The sequence below is a fragment of the Methylotuvimicrobium alcaliphilum 20Z genome (assembly GCF_000968535.2).
Taxonomy (GTDB): Bacteria; Pseudomonadota; Gammaproteobacteria; order Methylococcales; family Methylomonadaceae; genus Methylotuvimicrobium; species Methylotuvimicrobium alcaliphilum.
This window is the reverse complement of sequence record NC_016112.1, coordinates 444,172-461,647: the sequence shown is the minus strand read 5'-3', so window position 1 is coordinate 461,647 and position 17,476 is coordinate 444,172. Positions and strand designations below refer to the sequence as shown.

13 protein-coding genes are annotated in these 17,476 nt (G+C 48.9%); 9 read left to right on the top strand and 4 right to left on the bottom strand.

Annotation, left to right across the window (positions count from 1 at the left end; translation table 11 throughout):
- Nucleotides 1-23 precede the first annotated feature (23 nt).
- The 4 genes from MEALZ_RS02120 to gmd form a co-directional block, all read right to left on the bottom strand.
- On the bottom strand, nucleotides 24-2,528 hold the full coding sequence (locus MEALZ_RS02120) for a glycogen/starch/alpha-glucan phosphorylase (RefSeq protein ID WP_046061319.1): 2,505 nt from the start codon (nucleotides 2,526-2,528) through the stop codon (nucleotides 24-26).
- 257 nt (nucleotides 2,529-2,785) lie between these two features.
- A complete protein-coding gene (secA, locus tag MEALZ_RS02115) occupies nucleotides 2,786-5,506 on the bottom strand; it encodes a preprotein translocase subunit SecA (protein ID WP_014146938.1) in 2,721 nt (906 codons plus the stop codon).
- Between the two features lie 174 nt (nucleotides 5,507-5,680).
- Nucleotides 5,681-6,655: a GDP-L-fucose synthase gene (gene fcl, locus MEALZ_RS02110; protein WP_014146937.1), complete on the bottom strand. Its 975-nt coding sequence runs from the start codon at nucleotides 6,653-6,655 to the stop codon at nucleotides 5,681-5,683.
- A 2-nt stretch (nucleotides 6,656-6,657) separates the two neighbouring features.
- Entirely contained in the window at nucleotides 6,658-7,779 is a 1,122-nt protein-coding gene (gmd, locus tag MEALZ_RS02105) for a GDP-mannose 4,6-dehydratase (protein WP_014146936.1), read from the bottom strand.
- Nucleotides 7,780-8,061: 282 nt separating this feature from the next.
- On the opposite strand from gmd, the gene MEALZ_RS02095 reads away from it, so the two are divergent.
- From MEALZ_RS02095 to MEALZ_RS02050, 9 genes are all read left to right on the top strand, one after another.
- Nucleotides 8,062-10,275, top strand: a complete 2,214-nt coding sequence (locus tag MEALZ_RS02095; protein WP_014146935.1) for a bifunctional SulP family inorganic anion transporter/carbonic anhydrase — start codon at nucleotides 8,062-8,064, stop codon at nucleotides 10,273-10,275.
- A 480-nt stretch (nucleotides 10,276-10,755) separates the two neighbouring features.
- Nucleotides 10,756-11,337 (top strand): electron transport complex subunit RsxA, encoded by a 582-nt coding sequence (gene rsxA, locus MEALZ_RS02090; RefSeq protein ID WP_014146933.1) that lies wholly within the window; start codon nucleotides 10,756-10,758, stop codon nucleotides 11,335-11,337.
- A gap of 185 nt (nucleotides 11,338-11,522) precedes the next feature.
- Entirely contained in the window at nucleotides 11,523-12,056 is a 534-nt protein-coding gene (gene rsxB, locus MEALZ_RS02085) for an electron transport complex subunit RsxB (RefSeq protein ID WP_014146932.1), read from the top strand.
- Nucleotides 12,049-13,533, top strand: a complete 1,485-nt coding sequence (gene rsxC, locus MEALZ_RS02080) for an electron transport complex subunit RsxC (RefSeq protein WP_014146931.1) — start codon at nucleotides 12,049-12,051, stop codon at nucleotides 13,531-13,533. Before rsxB ends, rsxC begins: the two co-directional genes overlap by 8 nt.
- The gene (gene rsxD, locus MEALZ_RS02075) at nucleotides 13,534-14,565 is read left to right on the top strand and encodes an electron transport complex subunit RsxD (protein ID WP_014146930.1); all 1,032 of its coding nucleotides are present in this window, start codon (nucleotides 13,534-13,536) and stop codon (nucleotides 14,563-14,565) included.
- On the top strand, nucleotides 14,562-15,206 hold the full coding sequence (gene rsxG / locus MEALZ_RS02070; RefSeq protein ID WP_014146929.1) for an electron transport complex subunit RsxG: 645 nt from the start codon (nucleotides 14,562-14,564) through the stop codon (nucleotides 15,204-15,206). Before rsxD ends, rsxG begins: the two co-directional genes overlap by 4 nt.
- A complete protein-coding gene (locus MEALZ_RS02065; RefSeq protein WP_014146928.1) occupies nucleotides 15,206-15,895 on the top strand; it encodes an electron transport complex subunit E in 690 nt (229 codons plus the stop codon). The genes rsxG and MEALZ_RS02065 overlap by 1 nt, the downstream gene beginning before the upstream one ends.
- Entirely contained in the window at nucleotides 15,892-16,524 is a 633-nt protein-coding gene (gene nth, locus MEALZ_RS02060; protein WP_014146927.1) for an endonuclease III, read from the top strand. Before MEALZ_RS02065 ends, nth begins: the two co-directional genes overlap by 4 nt.
- A 578-nt stretch (nucleotides 16,525-17,102) precedes the next feature.
- Nucleotides 17,103-17,432, top strand: coding sequence for a hypothetical protein (locus MEALZ_RS02050; RefSeq protein WP_014146925.1), 330 nt, complete (start codon nucleotides 17,103-17,105; stop codon nucleotides 17,430-17,432).
- Nucleotides 17,433-17,476: the final 44 nt, after the last annotated feature.

Here is a 17,476-nt window from a genome sequence, read left to right as displayed (position 1 = left end):
CGGCTCTTAGGCCAAGAACGGAGTTATAATTCATCTATCCGAACAGGTGTCAGCTTCCAAATATCCCGATTATAATCGCCTATGGTTCGATCGGTCGAAAACTTTCCGCTCGAAGCACAATTGAGGATACTCATTTTGGTCCATCGCTCAGTATCTACGAAGGCTTTCTCGGCACGATTTTGCGCATCGACATAACTGCGAAAATCGGCAACAGTCATCCAAGGATCGTAAGGACTTTTAATCGAATTAACAAGATCGTCGAATATACCGGGCTCCATCAGATTGAAATGCCCGCACTCGATCAGATTCACGACCCTTTTTAGGTCATTATCCTGCTCAATAATTGCGTTAGGATCGTAATGCCCTTTCATTGCCTCGACTTGATCCTCTGTTAAGCCGAATAAAAAGAAATTATCCTCACCGACTTCTTCGAGAATTTCAATATTAGCACCATCCAACGTGCCGATCGTAATCGCTCCGTTCATCATGAATTTCATATTGCCTGTACCGGAAGCCTCCTTGCCGGCCGTCGAAATTTGTTCGGACAAATCGGCTCCGGTACAAATGATTTCCATCGCGGAAACCCGATAATTCGGCAAAAAAACCAATTTCAATTTATCGCCGACCTCCGGATCGAAATTAATGACGTCGGAAACATTATTAATGAATTTAATGATATTTTTAGCCATCACATAACCGGGCGCCGCTTTACCTCCGATTAAAACGCAACGATTAACCCAATCTTGCGTATCGCCGCGCTTTATCTTGTCGTACAAATGTATGACATGCAAAACATTGAGCAACTGCCGTTTATACTCATGAATCCGCTTGACCTGCACATCGAACAAGGCATCGGCAGACAACTCGAGGCCGAGTTCGCTCTTCTTATAGTCGATTAAGCGTTGCTTATTTTGGCGTTGAATAGCCAGCCACTTACCACGAAACGCGGCATCCTCGGCATAAGGCTTCAGTTTTTGCAACTCCGACAAATCGGTTATCCAAGCGTCGCCTATGGTTTCCGTGATCAGCTCCGCCAAAGCAGGATTACAACCGGCCAACCAACGGCGTGGAGTCACACCATTCGTCTTGTTATTAAACTTTGATGGCCATAATTCATAAAAATCCTTGAATAGCCCTTCTTGTAACAACTTCGAGTGCAATTCGGCGACACCGTTAATCGAATAGCTGCCGACGATGGCCAAATAAGCCATGCGCACTTGCTTCTCCGTGCCTTCCTCGATGATCGACATGCGTCGCATTCTATCGAGATCGCCCGGCCAATGCGTCGAGACTTCGGCCATAAATCTTGCATTGATATCGTAAATAATTTCCAACAATCTCGGCAAAAGCTGCTCAAACAAACTCACTGACCAGCGTTCCAAGGCTTCCGGCAGCAAGGTATGGTTGGTATATGCCATGGTTTTAGTCGTAATACCCCATGCCTCATTCCAAGACAAACCATGAATGTCGATCAATAAGCGCATCAATTCGGCCACGGCTATACTAGGATGCGTATCGTTCAATTGAAAACAGTTTTTCTCGGCGAAATCGCTAAAGTTGTTGCCATGTCGTCCAACCCAGTTAGCGATAACGTCCTGTAAACTGGCTGAAGCCAACAAATATTGCTGTTTTAAGCGCAATGCTTTGCCGTTCTCATTGGCATCGTTCGGATAAAGCACCATCGTGATATTTTCCGCAGTATTCTTAGCGGCTACCGACTCGGCATAATCACCGGCATTGAATTCTTGCAGATTGAATTCCTCGGTCGCAGTCGATTTCCATAACCTCAACGTATTGACGGTACCGTTGTTGTACCCGGGAATCGGTGTGTCGTAGGGAACCGCGAGAATATCTTGCGTATCGACCCAACAAATCCTTTTGTTGCCGTTTTCATCGCTATGCGATTCGGTACGCCCGCCGAATTTGATCCGATGCGCGTACTCCGGCCTTTCAATTTCCCAAACATTGCCGTTTCTCAACCAATGATCGGGCCTTTCCACTTGCTCGCCATTCTGTAGGACTTGACTAAACATGCCGTATTCGTAGCGCAACCCATAACCGATGACCGGAAGCTGCAAGGTGGCGCAACTATCGATAAAACAGGCCGCCAATCGCCCCAAACCGCCATTGCCAAGCCCTGCATCCGGTTCGCTATCGACCAATTCCTCGATTTCCAATCCGAGATCATACATCGCGCGAGTGGCTTCGTCAGTCACGCCTAGATTGAGCATCGCATTGCTCAAGGTTCGCCCCATCAAAAATTCCATCGACAGGTAATAAGCCTTTCTGCAATCGGTATCCCTATAGGCGTTGTAAGTATTTTTCCAACGTTCGATGAGCCTGTCACTGATAACTAAAGACAAGGCTTCGTATGCATAATACGGAGACCGACAGTTTTCGTCGCGCCCTAAGCGATAAGCGTAATAACGCTTGAAATCGGTAATCAAATGATCCTTATCCAACGACAAACTTGGGAGCTTGGTTATCGTTGGGGCCGGCTTACTTTTTTTGAAAATGGTGCTAGGCATTTTTGATGGCTCTTCGGATTGTTCGTACATATCAATCATATCGGTTTATTTTCATTAAACAAGTGATTTAAGGCTATTAAATTAAGCCTTAATCCGCTTGAGAAACAGGCGTTCATATTACTTGAATAAATATTCAGACAAACGGGTATCAAATGCGATGGACGGCAAGCCGAAGACATCTCAGTAGCACCAGTTCACAAATGCACGACTATGCATTGACTCGCCGGTCACCAACTAGAAACACTCGAAGGGAGCATCTAACTGATACGCCCATGGCATTGCTTATATTTTTTTCCCGACCCGCATGGACAAGGGTCGTTACGACCTACCTTACGCTCATTTCTAACAAACGGCTGATCGACAGATTTTTCCGGCTCCATCGGAGGCGGCGCATCCTCGACCGGCGCTGCTATCGGCTCCGCCTCGGCATGCTCGTAATGCATTTCCTTGGGCGCTTGTCTCATTTCATCTATCGCTTGAACATCCTCTTCTTGAGTCACTTGAACCTTCGCAAGGATACCAATCACTTCGTACTTAATGTGATCCAGCAAACTGGTAAACATTTCGAAAGCTTCACGCTTATATTCTTGCTTCGGATCTTTTTGCGCATAACCTCTAAAATGAATGCCCTGGCGCAAATGATCCATCGCCGCCAAATGTTCTTTCCAACTATTATCCAAGACTTGCAACATTACGGACTTTTCGAAATGCCGTAATATTTTGGGCTCAATCTTGAGTTCTTTTTCCTTATATCTTTCCTCGACCAACTCCACAATGCGCTCACGCAACGAGGCTTCGTTAAGTCTTTTGTCATCCTCCAGCATTTGCCTTACCGGTATTTCGGCATTAAATTCTTGCAAGAGATGATCTTCCAGGCCTTTAGTATCCCACTGCTCTTCCATTGTTTTCGGCGGAATGTATTGCGTAATAACATTATTAACCACATCCTTGCGGATTTCGCTCATGATATCGGAAATATCTTCCGCGGCCATAAGCTCGTTGCGTTGCGCATAGACCACTTTGCGCTGATCGTTAGCGACATCATCGTAAGCCAAGATTTGTTTACGTATGTCGAAATTCCGGCTTTCGACTTTTCGTTGAGCGTTTTCAATCGAACGAGTGACCCAAGGGTGCTCAATCGCCTCGCCATCGCCCATGCCCAATTTTTGCATCAAGCCTGCAACGCGGTCGGAGGCAAAAATACGCATTAACGGATCTTCGAGCGATAAGTAGAACCGTGTCGACCCCGGGTCGCCTTGCCGCCCCGAGCGTCCCCTTAACTGATTGTCGATACGCCGCGATTCGTGGCGCTCGGAACCGATTACATGCAAGCCGCCGCTGGCAATGACTTGCTGATGACGATCGAGCCATGCTCCGCGAACTTTTTCCCGATCTTCTTCTGAGGCTTCCTCGCCTAGCGCCGACAGTTCAGCATCAAGATTACCGCCCAACACGATATCGGTACCTCGCCCGGCCATATTGGTTGCAATCGTTACCGCGCCCGGCATACCGGCCTGTTCGATAATATGCGCTTCGCGTTCATGCTGCTTGGCATTCAACACTTCGTGCTTAATATTTTCCTTGGTAAGTAATGCGGAAATAATCTCGGAGTTTTCGATCGATGTCGTTCCGACCAAAACCGGCTGACCGCGTTCGACGCAACTTTTGATGTCTTGAGCAATGGCCTGGTATTTTTCACGAGCCGTTAAATAGACTAAGTCGCCCATGTCTTTACGAATCATCGGCCGATGGGTCGGAATGACGACCACTTCAAGACCGTAAATCTTGTTTAATTCGAACGCTTCGGTATCGGCCGTACCGGTCATCCCGGACAGCTTTTCATAGAGGCGGAAATAATTTTGGAATGTAATCGAGGCCAGCGTTTGATTTTCATTTTGTATCGTCACGCGTTCTTTGGCTTCGATGGCCTGATGCAGGCCTTCAGACCAACGCCGTCCCTGCATAATGCGCCCGGTAAATTCATCGACGATCATGACTTCATTGTTCGCGACAATATAATCGACGTCTTTTTGAAATAAATGATGGGCACGCAACGACGCATTGAGATAATGCATTAGCCGAATATTAGACGCATCGTAAAGACTACCCCCATCGACCATCAAGCCATGTTCGGTCATCAATTGTTCGACGTGCTCGTGACCTTCCTCGGTCAAATAAATCTGCCGGGTTTTCTCGTCCACAAAGAAATCGCCCGGACTGTCTTCTTTTTCTTGCTTGGTCAAAAAAGGCACGATCTCGTTGGCTTTGATATAAATATCAGTGCTTTCCTCGGTCGGTCCGGAAATAATCAATGGCGTGCGCGCCTCGTCGATTAAAATCGAATCCACCTCGTCGACGATCGCAAATGCTAAATCTCTCTGAACTTTTTGCGCTAAGCTGAAAGCCATGTTGTCGCGCAAATAGTCGAAACCGAACTCGTTGTTGGTGCCGTAGGTGATATCGGCGGCGTAAGCGGTTCGTCTCTCCTCGCTATCCATGCGACTAACGATAACGCCGGTCGTCAAGCCCAAAAACTCGTATACGCGCCCCATCCATTGCGCGTCGCGAGCCGCCAGATAATCGTTAACCGTGACGATATGCACTCCGCGTCCCGGCAAGGCATTAAGATAAGCCGCCAAGGTCGCCATCAAGGTTTTTCCCTCGCCGGTCTTCATTTCGGCAATCTTGCCGTCATTAAGAACCATACCGCCGATCAATTGCACATCGTAATGACGCATGCCGAATACCCGATCGGAGGCTTCTCTTACCGTTGCAAAGGCTTCCGGGATCAAATCATCCAACTTTTCGCCCTGCTCGAGACGAGCACGAAACTCTTGGGTCTTGGCTTTTAATTCGCCATCGGATAGTTTTTCATAATCGGAAGCGAGCGCATTAATTTTTTTGACCTGCTTCCTTTTCTTTTTGACCAGTCGGTCATTCCGACTACCTACAACAAATTTAACCAGCTTACCAACCATGCTTTTTTCCGGTGAGAATTGAGTAATAACTATTTAAAAGTTTCGGATTATATACCTTCTACCCCATTAGTTACAGTTAAAAGCTCTTATAGTTTCTACGCATCGACTTCAGATATTGTCGTATATCAAACGACGGATTGTTAAACCTTAACGACCATGAAGAGGCTTTCATCACTATATCCTAGCCCGCCCGATATGATCGATAAACCATCGGTAAGTATCTGTTAAACCTTCCTCTAAACCGATACGATATTTCCAGCCCAACGACCTGAGCCGCGACACATCCATCAGCTTACGGGGCGCCCCGTCCGGTTTGGTCGCATCGAAGCTCAACTGGCCTTTGAACCCGGCCACCTTCGCGAGCGTTTCGGCCAGCTCCCGAATTGTACAATCCACCCCGGTTCCGACATTGATGTGGGACAGCATCGGCTGCGTATTCACTTGGTAAATACCGGCATCCAGCTCCATCACATGCACGCTGGCGGCGGCCATGTCGTCGACATGCAGAAATTCACGCATCGGCGTCCCGCTGCCCCAAATCACGACTTCGTCATCGCCGGCTTGAACCGCTTCATGAAAGCGCCGAATCAAGGCCGGTATCACATGACTGTTTTCGGGATGAAAGTTATCGTTCGGCCCGTAGAGATTGGTCGGCATCACGCTACGATAATCGCGCCCATATTGGCGGTTATAACTCTCGCATAATTTGATGCCGGCAATTTTGGCGATCGCATACGGTTCATTGGTCGGCTCGAGTAGTCCCGTCAACAGCGCCTGCTCTTGCATCGGCTGCTCGGCAAGCTTTGGGTAGATGCAAGACGAGCCCAAAAACAGCAATCGCTGAACGCCGTTAAGATGGGCCGCATAGATAATATTCGCCTCGATCATCAGGTTTTGGTAGATAAATTCGGCCGGCAAGGTGTTATTGGCATGAATGCCGCCGACCTTGGCCGCCGCCAAGTAAACCTGATCGATCCGGTGCGCCGAAAAATAGGCTTGTACCGCCGCCTGATCCAATAGGTCAAGCTCATCACGACCTGCCCTCAAAATTGACCGGTAACCTAAACTTTGTAAGCGGCGAACGATCGCGGAACCGACCATGCCTCGATGGCCGGCCACGAAAACAGTCTGATTAAGATCGCGGCTCATTATTAACTCTCCACCGAAACCGGTAAATCAAGCCCGTGCGACTTCAACAAGGCATGGCGTTTGGCGGCTTTAAGGTCTTCGCGCACCATTTCGGCGCACATCTCGCGCACCGTAATTTCGGGCACCCAGCCGAGCTTCTCTTTGGCCTTAGTAGGATCGCCCAATAGCGTTTCGACCTCTGCCGGACGGAAATAACGCGGGTCGACGCGAACAATGACATCGCCCGCCGACAACGCCGGCGCCGAATCGCCTTCAATCGCTTCGACCACGCCGATCTCTTCAACGCCGCTGCCTTCAAAACGGAGAGCTATTCCTAGTTCGCCCGCAGACCACTCAATAAACTCGCGAACGCTGAATTGAACGCCGGTGGCGATGACGAAGTCGTCGGGTTCGTCCTGCTGCAGCATCATCCATTGCATGCGTACGTAGTCCTTGGCGTGCCCCCAATCACGAAGCGCATTCATGTTGCCCATGAAAAGGCAATTTTCAACACCTTGCGCAATATTGGCCAAGCCTCGGGTAATCTTCCGGGTTACGAAGGTTTCGCCCCTGCGCGGCGATTCGTGATTGAACAAAATACCGTTGCAGGCATACATGCCGTAGGCTTCTCGGTAATTCACGGTAATCCAATAGGCATAAAGTTTGGCCGCCGCATAAGGCGAACGGGGATAAAACGGCGTAGTCTCCTTCTGCGGAGTTTCTTGAACCAAGCCGTATAATTCCGAAGTGGATGCCTGATAAAAGCGGGTTTTTTGCTCCAAGCCCAACAAACGAATCGCTTCCAATAAACGCAGCGTTCCCATCGCATCGACATCGGCCGTGTACTCCGGCGATTCGAAACTCACCGCGACATGAGACTGCGCGCCCAGGTTATACACTTCATCCGGCTGTACTTCTTGCAAAATGCGGGTCAAATTGGAAGAATCGGTCAAATCGCCATAATGCAATACGAACTTTTGATTTTCGACATGCGGGTCTTGGTAAATATGATCGACCCGTTGCGTATTAAACGATGAAGCACGGCGTTTGATACCGTGAACTTCATAGCCTTTCTCGAGTAAAAACTCGGCTAAATAAGATCCGTCCTGCCCGGTGATGCCGGTAATTAATGCTTTTTTTGTCATAAAATGCTCATTTTAGTTACTCATTCGCAAATCATATTTACGTTGTCAAATAAATTTTGTAATACCAAGACACATCCTTTACCGGTCAAATTTCGGCACGGGTTTATCGACGCACCGAAATATTCAAAAGATTGCTCAAGAAAAAATATTAGGTATGCTGCCGGCATCCTCGTCAAGCGGGAATTGCTGTAGTAAACCCGTTGTGTGCGTTATATTCTTCTAGGCGGAGTATAATAATTCAGCGGCTTAATTTAAGAAACCCAGCGTTAACCGGATAAAATCATGTTAGAAGATCAACCTTTGATGAGCGAACGCAAGCACCGTTTCGGCTTTAATGCCAGTCTTAGGTACGATTTTCCCGCCGGCGTCGTGGTTTTTTTGGTCGCCGTGCCGTTATCGCTAGGTATCGCACTGGCATCCGGCGCACCGCTGTTTTCAGGATTGATTGCCGGAATCATCGGCGGACTGGTCGTTTCCGGTTTAAGCGGATCATCTCTGGGTATAAGCGGGCCCGCTGCCGGTATTGCGATTATCGCCCATGCCGCGATACAAAGCCTTGGTTTTGAAGCCTTTCTGCTAAGCGTCGTTATAGCAGGTTTTATTCAGGTGATCATGGGACGAGTCGGCGCCGGCATCGTCGGCTATTATTTTCCATCCGCGGTCATATCCGGCATGTTGACAGGAATCGGCATTATCATTTTTCTGAAACAGATACCGCATGCATTCGGCTACGACGTAGATTACGAAGGCGATATCTTCTTTACACAAAGCGACCAATTCACAACGACATCCGAATTGATCCATATGCTCGATTTTATTTCTCCCGGCGCGGTCATTATTTCGTTGGCCTCGCTGGCTATTCTACTGCTTTGGGAGTCGCCATTCATTAAACGATACCGTTTTACGCAATGGATTCACGGCGCATTGGCGGCCATATTAACCGGCGTAGCATTTAATCAACTATTCCTCCGATGGTTTCCCGAGTTGGCTTTGAGCGGCAATCATTTGGTTTCATTACCCGAGGTCGATCGAGCCGTCGAACTGATTGCTTACCTAACGCTGCCGGATTTTTCGCAAATCACCAACCCGTCGGTTTACACGACCGGATTCACCCTAGCCATGGTTGCCAGTCTCGAAACCCTATTGTGCGTCAAGGCCGTCGATAAGCTAGACCCGTATAAAAGAGTGACACCAAATAATAGGGAACTAAAAGCACAAGGCATCGGCAACATTTGCTCCGGTTTGTTAGGCGGCATTCCGATCGCCCAAGTCATCGTGCGCAGCTCTGCCAATATCTTATCGGGCGGTAGAACCAAGGCCTCGGCTTTCATTCATGGCGCATTATTACTAACAGCGGTAATATCGATTCCCGGCCTTTTGAATACTATTCCGCTGGCTAGTCTTGCGGCGGTTTTGTTAGTCATCGGTTACCAGATGGCAGACTTGCGTCGCTTCATAACGATGTACCGAACGGGGATATATCACTTCATCCCCTTTGCCGCGACTGTGTTTGGACTTATTTTTACCGACATGCTAACCGGCATTGCGATCGGCATGAGCATCGCGCTGTTTTTTATTTTGCTGGAAAATTTGAAAGTCGGTTTTTATCTGCATCAGGAACAAAAAGCCAATAAAAACTTCATTACTTTATCGGAACATGTTTCTTTTCTTAATAAAGCCAATATCCTGCAATTACTTGACCAACTTCCCGAAAATTCGGAGGTCGTTATCGATGCAACCGGTTCCAAATACATCGACTTCGACGTCTATGAAATCATTCAGAACTTTAAAATCGAAGCCGAACGTAAGAATATTCATTTAGTTATCGAAAACCTTAGGGGTTATGGCGTTCTCGAGCCGTTACAAAGAATACATCCGCTCGACAAAGAATCGCAACAGTCGCTAACGCCTGAAAACGTTTTAGAAATCTTAAAAGCAGGCAACCAACGCTTTGTCTACAATCTTAAAGCCAACCGTAACCTGTTGGAACAAGTCAATGAAACCGTCGAAGGCCAATTTCCGTTTGCGATCATTCTTAGCTGCATCGATTCTCGCACCTCAGCCGAATTAATTTTCGACCAAGGTTTAGGCGACATATTCAGCGTTCGCGTTGCCGGCAATATTGTTAATGACGACATTCTAGGCAGTATGGAATTTGCCTGTAAATTGGCAGGATCCAAACTGATTGTCGTACTTGGTCATAGTCACTGCGGTGCAATCAAGGGCGCCTGCGCGGACGCCAAACTCGACCACCTAACCGGCTTGCTCGATAAGATTCGCCCTGCGGTCGATTCGGTTAAAAACGGCCGGCTAGCTCGAATCAGCAAACCTGACGGCTCTCTCGTTGAACAAGTTGCCGAACGCAACGTCGAAATCATGGTCGAGCAAATCAAACAACAAAGCCCTCTTCTGAATGCCATGACGAATAGCGGCGAAATCGGGATAATCGGCGCCATGTATAATATTGAAAACGGTAAAGTCAGTTTTTTTGAATAGCCTACTTCTATACCTTTCGCACTTGAAATTTCGGCAGTACCAGAGGAGGCGCCAGGGTGTCCGATAAAGGCTTTGCCAGCATAGAGCCTACATGGACGTATTTACCCAGCACCTAAATTCCATAACCCATTGGCCATGGTTAATTGTCTTGGATAATTTAGGTGCTGGGTTCACGGCGTCCTTTAGCGGACACCCAGGCGCCGAATTTTGATCTACGCGGGATATACATTGTCGCAGCCGAACAACAAAGCAATAGCAACGACCCTAGCTTATTAAATCAACCGCAACAAATCCGCTTAGTTTTTGTTTTTTGGCGAATATCGCTATAATGCATGGTCTTGTTCGTTATATATCGACAGGCGTTGGTTTGCAGAATAATTCTTTAGTGTTATAGTTGGTTATTATCGCTTGACATGCGTTGTCTTGTAAAAGCAACATCCCCAATAACCTTTTCCGGTATATCCGGATTTAGTTCAGCCGATGAAAGAATATCTAATCATTCTGATAAGTACGATACTGGTCAATAATTTTGTACTGGTAAGGTTTTTAGGATTATGCCCTTTTATGGGCGTTTCCCGAAAACTGGAAACGGCCTTAGGGATGGGTTTCGCGACGACTTTTGTACTGACCTTATCCGCCGTTTGCAGTTATTTGGCGAATCGTTATCTATTAATCCCATTAGAACTGGAATATTTACGCACGATCACCTTCATCGTCGTGATTGCCTTTGTCGTGCAATTTACCGAAATGGTCGTTCACAAAACCAGCCCGCTCCTTTACCAGGTGCTGGGCATATTTTTGCCGCTGATTACCACTAATTGCGCGGTTCTAGGCGTCGCCCTGCTGAACGTACAAACCCAACACGGCTTTTTGGAATCGGCTTTATACGGTTTCGGTGCCGCGGTCGGTTTTTCGCTGGTACTGACCCTTTTCTCGACGCTGCGCGAAAGAATCGACGTTGCCGACGTCCCCTTGCCGTTCAAAGGCAACTCGATAGCGCTAGTAACGGCCGGGTTAATGTCCATGGCCTTCATGGGATTCAGCGGCTTAGTTAAAGGCTAAAGTTTCAGCCAATCAATTTCAAGTAATCGCTCTCGCGAATCCGTTCTAATTTTACATTTACCCTCGACACACTCAGGGCGAATGAAAAATGCAACAAACCTCATGACATCAATGCAAAGCGATGGAACGATGAGCGAGAATTGTTACTCAAATACCAATTATTCTAATTCGACCAGATAAATCCGATGATACTAATCATTTGCATCACATTTGCCGTATTTGGCGTAATACTCGGATTTTCGGCCATCTATTTTAAGGTCGAAGGCGATCCGATTGTCGATAAAATCGAAGCTATCCTTCCGCAAACGCAATGCGGGCAATGCAGTTTTCCCGGCTGCCGTCCTTATGCCGAAGCGATCGCTGCCGGCGATGCCGATATCAACCAATGCCCGCCGGGCGGACAAGACGGCGTCGAAGCATTGGCCGACTTACTGGGCGTCGAAGCGAAACCGCTCAACGCCGAATTCGGCGAAGAAAAACCCAAGAGCGTCGCGGTCATCATTGAAGACTTGTGCATCGGCTGCACCAAATGTATTCAAGCTTGCCCGGTCGATGCGATACTTGGTTCCGCGAAGATGATGCATACCGTGATAGCCGACGAATGCACCGGCTGCGAGCTTTGCGTCGACCCCTGCCCGGTCGATTGCATCGTGATGGAACCGATACCCGAAGACCTTAACAACTGGCAATGGCCGGAACCGGTAAAGAAATATGCTTAAAACCTGGCGCTTTCATGGCGGCTTGCGCCTGCCCGCTCATAAACACCTGTCGGCACACCGACCGATCGTTAATGCTGAGTTGCCGAAACAACTAATCTATCCTTTGCAACAAAGGCCCGGCGTACAACTCAAAGTGACCGTCACTCCTGGCGATATTGTGCTACGCGGCCAAATCATCGCCGATTCCGATCATTTCCTGGCAACCCCGCTTCATGCAGCAAGCTCGGGTACCGTTAAAGCAATTGAGGATCGCATCATACCTCACCCCTCCGGCTTATCGGACCCATGCATCATCATCGACACCGACGGACGCGATGAAGCACTGCCGCCGGAGCCCGTTGAAGATTACCGCTTAGAGCCCGCTGCTACGTTGCGCGCTAAAATCCGCCAAGCCGGCATTGTCGGTCTCGGTGGCGCGGCCTTCCCTACCTCGATCAAACTAAACCCGGGACCGCAACGCCATATCGACACGCTCATATTGAACGGCGCCGAATGCGAACCCTATATCACCTGCGACAATGTCCTGATGCAGACCGAACCGGATGCTATCGTTCAAGGCGCGCTGATTTTGATGCATGCGCTACAAGTCGGCGATGGTATTATCGCCGTCGAAGATCACATGACCGAAGCATTCGAGGCATTATCGGCCGCCATTGAACAATCGAGGGACCTTCGGCTGACCGCAGTGAAAATCCCTGCCCTGTACCCGACCGGCGGCGAAAAACAATTAATCCGCGTCGTCACCGGCAAAGAAACGCCGTCAGGCGGCATTCCGGCCGATGTGGGCGTGATTTGTCAAAACGTCGGCACGGCCGCGGCCGTGTATAACGCCATTTGCCACGGCCTACCTTTAACCGAGCGTGTCGTGACCGTCACCGGCCAAGGCGTAAAACAACAACAAAACATGCGTGCGCGCATCGGCACGCCGATCAGCGATTTGATTAAACAATGCGGCGGCTATCAAGACTCTGTGGAGCGTTTGATCATGGGCGGACCCATGATGGGTTTCGCGTTACCCGAGGATGACATACCAATCGTCAAGGCCACCAACTGTATTCTGGCCGCTGCCGGATCCGAAGTCGCCACAAGTAAAGAAACCCGACCTTGTATTCGCTGCGGCGATTGCGCGAAAGCCTGCCCGGTAGACTTGCTGCCGCAACAGCTTTACTGGCATAGCCGTGCCGACAATTTGGAGAAATGCAAAGAATTTAGCCTATTCGATTGTATCGAATGCGGCTGTTGCGAGGTTGTTTGTCCGAGCCAGATACCCTTGGTGCAATATTACCGAGCCGCGAAAAGTAAGACCATCGCCAAGGCCAAAGAGGCTGAAAAAGCGGCAATCGCAAAACGCCGGCACGACTTCCTTCTTGAACGCAAGGCTCGTGAACAGGCCGAAAGAGCCGAACGTTCTCGCCGCAAAAAAGAAGCCCTGGCCAAATTAAAAGCCGCCGAAACCGCCACCGAAGGAGCGGAATAAATGAAATTCTCAACCGTCATGTCGCCGCACCTTCAACCTATCAACAGTGTTGACCGGGTCATGCTGCAAGTTTTGTTAGCCTTGATTCCCGGAATTGCCGCGATGGCTTGGTTTTTCGGCATCGGCGTTTTAATCAACATTGCCCTAGCAGTTGTCGTTGCGCTGCTTGCCGAAGCGTCGATTCTGGGCTTACGCGGCCGACCGATCGGCTCGACGCTCAAAGACTTGAGCGCCGTCGTAACCGCCGTGCTACTGGCAATTTCGCTGCCGGTTATTGCACCATGGTGGATTACCGTCGTAGGTATCTTGTTCGCGATCGTAATCGCCAAACATTTATATGGAGGACTAGGTTACAACCCGTTCAATCCGGCGATGGCAGGCTATGTCTTACTATTGGTCTCGTTTCCAATGCAGATGACCGCTTGGCTCGCGCCTATCGAACTCGGCTCGGTCGCATTGAACGAAGTCGACTGGCTTAAATTGATTTTTCTCGAACAACTACCTGATAACGTCAATTTCGATGCAGTCACGATGGCTACACCGCTGGATAGCGTCAGGACTCAATTAGGGCTAGGCAGATCGGTACCGGAAATAAAAACCGATTCCGTTTTCGGTTTTATCGCAGGAAAAGGCTGGGAATGGGTGGCCGGAGGCTATTTGCTTGGCGGGCTCTGGCTCATGTGGCGTAAAATCATCGGCTGGCAAATTCCGGTCGGATTGCTGCTTGGACTCGGCCTATTCGCGAGTATCTGTTATGCGATCGACAACAATCAGTTTGCCGCGCCAAGTTTTCATTTAGTCGCCGGCGCGACGATGCTGGGCGCATTTTTTATCGCAACTGATCCGGTGACCGCAGCCACATCGGTTAATGGCAGAATTATTTACGGACTACTAATCGGCTCGTTGGTTTATATTATTCGTGTTTGGGGCGGCTACCCGGATGCAATGGCTTTCGCGGTTTTATTGGGTAACTTAACGGCACCGGCAATCGATTATTTCACGCGGCCTCGCGTCTTCGGTCAAAAAGCATGAACGCTATTATTAAAAAAACTTTATCGGCAGCCGCGATATTGGGCGGATTTTCGTTACTGGGCCTGGGCTTAACCTCACTCACTTTTCATAAAACCGAAGCCAAAATACAGGAAAATGAACGGCAAGCCTTACTGGCTAACTTGAAAGCCGTGATTCCCGAGTCGCTTTACGACAACGACATCGTCAATGATACGCTCGAAGTGACCGACCTCACCCCGGACACCACAAAACCGACAATCATTTATCGCGCCCGAAAAAAAGACGAGCCGGTCGCAGCGGTCATGACGGTAATAACACCTAACGGTTATAGCGGCAATATCAGCCTGTTGGTAGCCGTAAAAACCGATGGCACGATTAGCGGCGTCCGTACCCTGTCGCATCGCGAAACACCAGGCCTTGGCGACCGCATTGAAATCGAGCGTAGCGACTGGATCTTAGCGTTCGACGAAAAATCGCTCGACGAGCCTCACCAATCGCAATGGGACGTTAAGCGCGATGGCGGCCACTTCGACCAATTGACAGGCGCAACGATCACGCCGCGTGCGGTGGTAGGAGCAGTTAAAAAAGCACTGCTTTATTTCAAGCATAACCAGGCCCGGATTTTTTCAACGACAGAATCGACTCCCGAAGGAGGAAATTAATGTTCTCCGAATACAGTAAAATTGTCAAAGACGGCTTATGGCTCAATAACCAAGCCTTCGTCGCATTACTTGGACTGTGCCCACTACTTGCCGTAAGCAACACGATCATTAACGGCCTCGGACTTGGCCTTGCCACGACGATGACCTTAGTCGTTTCGAATACGGTCGTCTCACTGATCCGTAACTTCGTTCCCGACGAAATTCGTTTACCGGTTTTCGTACTAGTCATCGCCAGCGTGGTCACGATGATCGAACTCGCGATGAACGCGTGGTTCTTCGGACTTTATAAAATCCTCGGCATTTTCATTCCGTTGATCGTCACCAACTGCTCTATCATCGGCCGGGCCGAAGCGTATGCTTCAAAGCAACGTGCCGACAAGGCTTTTTTAGACGGCCTATCGATGGGCCTTGGCTTTACCTTTGCTCTAGTAACGCTTGGCAGTTTGCGTGAAATCATCGGCTCTGGAACTTTATTCGCGAAGGCCGAATTGATGTTCGGCGAAGCGGCTAAAACCTGGCAAATCGATGTGATAACCGATTATTCCGGTATGTTGCTGGCAATTTTACCGCCAGGCGCGTTTATCGGCCTCGGCTTGCTGATCGCATTAAAAAATATTATCGATACCAAGGTCGAACAGCGTAAACCGGCCCATATTCAGATCCCGATTCAAGCCGCCCAGGAACAGTGAACCAAACCAAACGTCAGGCAATTTTCGACAGACTGGCAGCAGCGATACCGGAACCGACTACCGAACTAACTTACTCGTCGCCCTTCGAACTGCTTATCGCTGTCGTATTGTCGGCCCAAGCCACCGACAAGGGTGTCAATAAAGCCACGGCGCAGTTATTCCCCATCGCCAATACGCCCGAATCGATTTTAAACCTTGGCGAAGCCGGATTAAAAGAACATATCAAGACTATCGGGCTGTTCAACAGCAAGGCTGCGAACATCATTCAACTGTGCCGGCAAGTTCTCGAAAAACACAATGGCCAGGTTCCGCAAACCCGCGACGAGCTCGAAGCGTTACCCGGCGTCGGCCGTAAAACGGCAAACGTCATTTTGAATACCGCGTTCGGCTACCCGACGATTGCAGTCGACACCCATATCTTCCGAGTCGCGAACAGAACACGTATCGCCCCTGGAAAAAACGTGCTCGAAGTCGAACGAAAACTGGACAAATACGTCCCGAAAGCCCACAAAAAAGATGCACATCATCTGCTGATCCTTCACGGCCGATATACTTGCACGGCAAGAAAACCGAAATGCCAGGATTGCATCATCGCCGACCTCTGCGAATTCAAGGAGAAGAGTGTTTAATAAAATTATTGGGTTCAATTAAGTCACAAAAGTGACACACTGCTAACTGCTAACTGCTAACTGCTAACTGCTAACTGCTAACTGCTAACTATTGACCCTGCAAAAAGCCGTTGTATCCTTATCAAAAATAGCTAAGCATCCATCGCACTCTTAGAATAAACTTTTACGTTGTTTGCATCCCTCACCAAAACATTGTAAAAAGAGGAACTGATCTAGTTGCTGCGCTGTCGCAGCAATGTTGCAATACTGTACTTATACCCGTCGTAGATCAAAATTCGGCGCCTGGGTGTCCGCCAAAGGACGCCGTGAACCCAGCATCTAAATTATCCAAGATAATTAACCATGGCCAATGGGCTATGGAATTTAGGTGCTGGGTAAATACGTCCATGTAGGCTCTATGCCACAGCTCCATGCTGGCAAAGCCTTTGCCGAACACCCAGGCCCCCTCCTCTGGCGCTGCCGAAATTTGAAGTGCGAAAGGTATAACGCAATTCATAAACGATTCAGATTTTTTTGCTAGCCTTACAAGGTATTAATCAATCTGATTTTTCCACAACCAAAACACACTGGGATTTATTATGAAAAAAATGAACAAATCACCATTCGCTGCAGCAATGGGCACCGCTATGGTTTCTACTCTCGCTTTATCTACTGCACACGCCGAGGCTAATCCATTCGGCATGACCGAACTCTCTTCCGGTTACATGCAGGTCGCCGAGGCTGAAATGACCTGCGGCGAAGGCAAATGCGGCGGCATGACCAGTACGCCGAAAATGGAAGAAGGCAAATGCGCCGGCAAAAAAGACGAAAAACCGGCTGCCGACAAGTCAAGCAAGGAAATGACTTGCGGAGAAGGCAAATGCGGCGGCATGACAAAACCGGAAGGCGATGCCGATAAAACCAAATAAAATGAAGCAAAACGGCTTTCATTAAAATTTTGCTTTACTTCAAA